Raw genomic sequence first — 4,010 nt, forward strand, 5'->3', positions numbered from 1 at the left:
ATGGGGGACGGCACCATGCCGCAGAACATCACGGACCGGATCACCGAGCTGCTGGCCGGCCTGCTGGGCCAGGACGCGGCGGGGATCGGCGCGGACGACGACCTCGCCTCGGTCGCGGGCCTGGACTCGGTGAAGGTCATGCGGCTGATCGCCGCGGTCGAGAAGGAGTACGACGTCGAGCTGGAGGACGAGCAGGTCTTCGCGCTGCGTACCGTGCGCGGCCTCGCCGAGGCCGTGGCCGGCGAGCTGAGCGCCGAGCGGGCCCCCCGATGACCGCCCCGGCCGCATCGCGGCTGCCCGAGGTCGCCGAGACCAACCAGCACTACGACCAGGACCCGGCGGTCTTCGAGCAGTTCCTCGACCCCCGGATGAAGTACACCTGCGGCCTGTACGAGTCCGACACCGACGACCTGGCGACCGCGCAGGAGACCAAGCTCCGCTGGATCGCGGACACTCTCGGGCTCCGCCCCGGCGCCCGGCTGCTGGACATCGGCTGCGGCTGGGGTTCGCTCAGCCTGTACGCGGCCGCCGAGCGCGGCTGCCGTGTCACCGCGGTGAGCCCTGCCCCGCATCAGCGCGGCTACATCATGGACCGCGCCACCCGGCAGGGCGTGGCCGACAGGGTCGAGGTCGTCACCGAGCGGGTCGAGCGGCTCACCGTGCCGGATCGCGCCCACGACGCCGTCGCCCTGGTCGGCTCCAGCGCCCACATGAAGGACATCGGCCAGGTGATGCGCCTGTGCTGGTCGGCTCTGCGGCGGGGCGGGTACCTCTACCTCTCCGACAGCTGCTACCGGAACACCGCCCGGCACACGGAGTTCGCCGAACGCGAGGGCTCGGTGTTCGTGCGGGACTCCATCTTCGGCGGCGGGGAGATGCGCCCGCTGTCGGTGCTGGTCGCGGCGGCCGAGGACGCCGGTTTCAGTGTCGAGGGAGTCCGCGACCTCACCGAGGACTACGCCCTGACCATCGACGCGTGGATGCGCAACGTCGAGGACCGCGCCGACCGGCTGGACGCCATCGAACCGGGTCTGTCCGCCAAGCTGCTGCGCTACTTCGAGATCGCCAACGCGGGCTGGGGCTTCACCACCAAGCATTACGCGCTGATCTGCCGCAAGGCCCGTTGAGGGGAATCATGAGCGAGGAGACACCCGCGTACAAGCGGGTCGCGGGGACGCTGCTGCCCGTGGACGAGATGGAGGGTGCGGTCCGCACCTTCCTGACGGCCTCGGCGCCGCAGCGCCGCTGGGACGTGGAGCACAGCTTCGACTGGACGACGGCGGACGCGAACCGGCTGAGCGAGGGCGAGCGTTCGGCGGTCGAGTTCGTCACCACCATCGAGGACCACCTGCCGGGCTACTTCGACATGTACGACCGGTACTTCCCGCTGGACGACCGGGTGGACGTGCCGACGTTCGTCCACAACCGGGAGCTGTACCACTTCTCGGTGCGCTGGGCGCAGGAGGAGGACACCCACGCACGGGTGCTGAAGGAATACCAGCTCGCCTCGGGCATGGCGGAACCGGCGCCGCTGCGGGAGCGGCTGGCGGTGGAGGGCCGCAAGAAGTTCGACCTGGACTACACGCACGCGGTGCAGTTCTTCACGTACCCGCTGATCCAGGAGAAGGCCACGCAGCTGTACTACCAGCGGCTGCGGCAGACGGTGGGCGATCCGTTGCTCCAGGAGATCCTGCGCCGGCTGAGCCAGGACGAGGCCCGGCACTTCACCTTCTTCGCCGACGTGGTGGAGCGCTATCTGCGTACTGGCGGCGACGCGGTCGTCGAGCCGGTCCGCGAGGTGATCGCGGAGTTCCGGATGCCGCTCGCGGACACCATCCGGGGCTACTGGCGGTGGGCACTGCGCATCGCGGACGTGGCCCGCTACGACCACACCGAGGCGTACGAGTACCTGATCAAGGTGGTCGACCGGGCGGTGGACGCCCGCTCGGACAAGCTGGAGGAGCTGGTCTCCTTCGTCTCCGCGTGCCGTTCGCTCGCCATCACCGGCGCCACCGGCTGACGCACGCCCGTCGCCGTACCGAGAGATCCAACCGGGGGAAACAGTGAGCCACTACAGGAGCGACGTCCGCGACCTGACCTTCGCGCTGTTCGAGGTGCTGCGGGTGCAGGACCGGCTGGGCAGCGCGCCGTTCGAGGAGGTGGACAGGGCGACGGCGGACCATCTCCTCGCCGGACTCGACGACCTGGCCCGCACGGTACTGGCCGATTCGCTGGCCGACGGCGACCGCAATCCGCCCGTGTTCCATCCGGAGCGGCACGAGGTGACGCTGCCGGATTCCGTGACACATGCGGTGTCCGCGCTGGTGAAGGGCGGTTGGGACCGGATCGCGGTCGGCCCCGAGCTGGGCGGCCCGGGTCTGCCACCGACCCTGTCGTGGGCGTGCGCCGAACTGATTCTGGGTGCCAACCCGGTGCTGTACTTCTACGTCGGCGGGAAGATCTCCGCGCAGCTCGTGCACCGGCACGGCACCCCCGAACAACGTGTGTGGGCGCAGATGTTCGCGGAGCGCGACTGGGGTTCGACGATGGTCCTGACCGAGCCGGAGGTCGGTTCCGACGTGGGCGCGACCCGCACCCGCGCGGTCCTTCAGCCGGACGGAAGCTGGCACGTCGAGGGCGTGAAGCGGTTCATCACCGCCGCCGCGCAGGGCGGGATGACCGAGAACATCGTGCATCTGGTGCTGGCCCGCCCTGAGGGCCCCGGTGTGGAAACCCGGCCGGGCACCAAGGGGCTCGGGCTGTTCCTCGTCCCGGCCCGCCACTTCGACCCGGAGACCGGTGAACCGGGCGCCCGCAACGGGGTGTTCGTCACGGGCGTCGAGCACAAGATGGGGCTGAAGGCGTCCACGACCTGTGAGCTGAGCTTCGGTCGCGACGGAGTGCCCGCGGTGGGCCGGCTGCTCGGTGACCGGGTCAACGGCATGGCCCAGATGTTCGAGGCGATCAGCTATGCCCGGATGATGGTCGGCACCAAGGCCATCGCCACGCTGTCCACGGCGTACCGCAACGCCCTCGCCTACGCCTCGGAGCGGGTGCAGGGCCCGGATCTCGCCGAGTCCCTGGACCGGAACGCGGTGCGGGTGCCGATCCTGCGCCACCCGGACGTGCGTCGCGTCCTGCTGACGTTGAAGGCGTACGCGGAGGGGATGCGCGGTGTGTACTTGTACACCGCCTCGCTCCAGGACCTGATGGCCGCGCCGGACGGGTCGGCGGAGGCGGGGGACGCGGCGGCCGTGCACGAGCTGCTGCTGCCGGTGGTCAAGGGGTTCGGGTCCGAGCGGTCCTGGCATCTCCTGGCCGACGCCCTTCAGGTGTTCGGCGGTTCGGGCTACCTCCAGGATTTCCCGCTGGAGCAGTACATCCGGGACGCCAAGGTGGACACCCTGTACGAGGGGACCACGGCCATCCAGTCGATGGACTTCCTGTTCCGCAAGATCGTCCGGGACGGCGGGCAGGCGTTCGGGGCGCTGACCGGACGGATCGAGGCGACGGCCGAAGCCGAGGGTGATGCCCGGCTGGTGGAGGCGCGGGCCGCGCTGGGCCGGGCGGTGGCCGATGTGCGCGGGGTGCTGGATGCGCTGTGGACGCGGCTCGGCGCCGCCGCGGAGGACCCGGCAGCCTTGTACGGGGTCGGCCGGCACAGCGTGCGCTTCCTGCACGCGGTCGGGGAACTGGTCACCGGCTGGCGGCTGGTGGTGCACGCCGAGACGGCCGCCGCCGCGCTGGCCGCCGGGTCCGCCCCGGCCGACTCGGCCTTCTACGAGGGCAAGATCACCGCCGCCCGGTTCTTCGCGTCGACGGTCCTGCCGGAGCTGGCCGTCCACCGAGGGGTCGTCGAAGCGGAGGAAGACGGCCTGATGACGCTCGCCGATGCCGGTTTCTGACCAGGCCGTCCCTTCGGGCTGAGCCGCCGGAACGCCATCCCCCGAGGCCGTCGTGCCCGCACCCCAGCAAACACCGTGCTCGTGAAACACAGGAGTGGGAAGAAC

The 4,010-nt window shown here is 70.6% G+C and carries 4 protein-coding genes; all 4 read left to right on the forward strand.

Annotation, left to right across the window (positions count from 1 at the left end; translation table 11 throughout):
• The 4 genes from ACQYWQ_RS00125 to ACQYWQ_RS00140 are packed head-to-tail and all read left to right on the forward strand — an operon-like array spanning position 1 to position 3,905.
• Complete coding sequence (locus tag ACQYWQ_RS00125) at positions 1-273, forward strand: acyl carrier protein (RefSeq protein WP_431031771.1); 273 nt, start codon at positions 1-3, stop codon at positions 271-273.
• Positions 270-1,127 carry an SAM-dependent methyltransferase gene (locus tag ACQYWQ_RS00130; protein ID WP_431031772.1) on the forward strand — a complete coding sequence of 286 codons (858 nt, stop codon included), beginning with the start codon at positions 270-272 and terminating at the stop codon, positions 1,125-1,127. Before ACQYWQ_RS00125 ends, ACQYWQ_RS00130 begins: the two co-directional genes overlap by 4 nt.
• An 8-nt stretch (positions 1,128-1,135) precedes the next feature.
• Entirely contained in the window at positions 1,136-2,020 is an 885-nt protein-coding gene (locus ACQYWQ_RS00135; RefSeq protein WP_431031773.1) for an acyl-ACP desaturase, read from the forward strand.
• Positions 2,021-2,063: 43 nt separating this feature from the next.
• On the forward strand, positions 2,064-3,905 hold the full coding sequence (locus ACQYWQ_RS00140; protein WP_431031774.1) for an acyl-CoA dehydrogenase: 1,842 nt from the start codon (positions 2,064-2,066) through the stop codon (positions 3,903-3,905).
• Positions 3,906-4,010 lie beyond the last annotated feature (105 nt).

Source organism: Streptomyces sp. P6-2-1 (genome assembly GCF_050613165.1).
Taxonomy (GTDB): domain Bacteria; phylum Actinomycetota; class Actinomycetes; order Streptomycetales; family Streptomycetaceae; genus Streptomyces.